Here is a 1,584-nt window from a genome sequence, read left to right as displayed (position 1 = left end):
AAGGCGGTGGTGGGTGAGTCGTTCGAGGTGTCGGCCACCGTGTTCCGTGAGGGGCACGACGCGGTGGCGGCCAATGTCGTGCTGCGGGATCCGCGGGGCCGGCCGGGGCCGTGGACGCCGATGCGGGAGCTGGCTCCGGGCACCGACCGCTGGGGCGCCACCGTGACCGCGGACCGCGAGGGCCGCTGGACGTACGCCGTGGAGGCGTGGAGCGATCCGGTGACGACCTGGCGGCACCATGCGCGGATCAAGGTCCCGGCCGGTATCGACACCGCGCTGGTGCTGGAGGAGGGCGCGCGGCTGTACGAGCGGGCCGCGGCCGGGGTGCCGCAGGAGGCCGGGCGCGCGGTGGTGCGGGCCGCGGTGGCGGCGCTGCGCGACGAGGGCCGGCCGGCCGCGGCGCGGCTGGCGGCGGCGCTGACGCCGGAGGTGGACGCGGTGCTGGCCCGTCATCCGCTGCGGGAGCTGGTCACCTCCTCGGCGCCGCTGCCGCTGCTGGTGGAGCGGGAGCGGGCGCTGTTCGGGTCCTGGTACGAGTTCTTCCCGCGTTCGGAGGGCACGCCCGAGCAGCCGCACGGCACCTTCCGCACCGCCGCGCGGCGGCTGGAGGCGATCGCGGCGATGGGTTTCGACGTGGTCTACCTGCCGCCGATCCATCCGATCGGCACCACCTTCCGCAAGGGCCGCAACAACACCTTGTCGGCCGGCCCGGACGATGTGGGGGTGCCCTGGGCGATCGGCTCCGCGGAGGGCGGCCACGACGCGGTCCATCCGCGGCTGGGCACGCTCGAGGACTTCGACCGCTTCGTGGAGCGGGCCCGCGCGCTGGGCCTGGAGGTGGCCCTGGACTTCGCCCTGCAGTGCTCGCCGGACCATCCGTGGGTGGACAAGCATCCCGAGTGGTTCCACCACCGTCCCGACGGGTCGATCGCCTATGCGGAGAACCCGCCCAAGAAGTACCAGGACATCTATCCGATCGCCTTCGACGCCGACTTCGAGGGGCTGGTCGCCGAGACGCTGCGGGTGCTGCGGCACTGGATGGGCCACGGGGTGCGGATCTTCCGGGTGGACAATCCGCACACCAAGCCGGTGGTGTTCTGGGAGCGGGTGCTGGCCGACGTCCAGCGCACCGACCCCGACGTGATCTTCCTGGCGGAGGCGTTCACCCGCCCGGCGATGATGCACACCCTGGCCCGGATCGGTTTCCAGCAGTCCTACACCTATTTCACCTGGCGCAACACCAAGCAGGAGCTGACGGAGTACCTCACCGAGCTGACCGGGGAGGCGGCGGCCTACATGCGGCCGAACTTCTTCGCCAACACCCCCGACATCCTGCACGCCTATCTGCAGCACGGGGGGCGGCCCGCCTTCGAGGTCCGCGCGGTGCTGGCCGCCACCCTCTCTCCCTCCTGGGGCATCTACAGCGGCTACGAACTGTGCGAGAACACCCCGCTGAAGGAGGGCAGCGAGGAGTACCTCGACAGCGAGAAGTACCAGCTCCGTCCCCGCGACTGGGCCGCCGCCGAACGCGAGGGACGCAGCATCGGCCCCCTGATCACCAAGCTCAACACCATCCGGCGGAAC

The 1,584-nt window shown here is 71.8% G+C and carries 1 protein-coding gene; it reads left to right on the top strand.

The window, feature by feature from the left end:
- Positions 1-1,584 (top strand): alpha-1,4-glucan--maltose-1-phosphate maltosyltransferase (locus tag ABD363_RS32335; protein WP_344610025.1); only part of this gene is annotated, 1,584 nt, incomplete at both ends.

It is taken from the genome of Streptomyces glaucus (assembly GCF_039533365.1).
Lineage (GTDB): Bacteria > Actinomycetota > Actinomycetes > Streptomycetales > Streptomycetaceae > Streptomyces > Streptomyces glaucus.
This window is presented reverse-complemented; position numbering and strand designations above follow the sequence as displayed.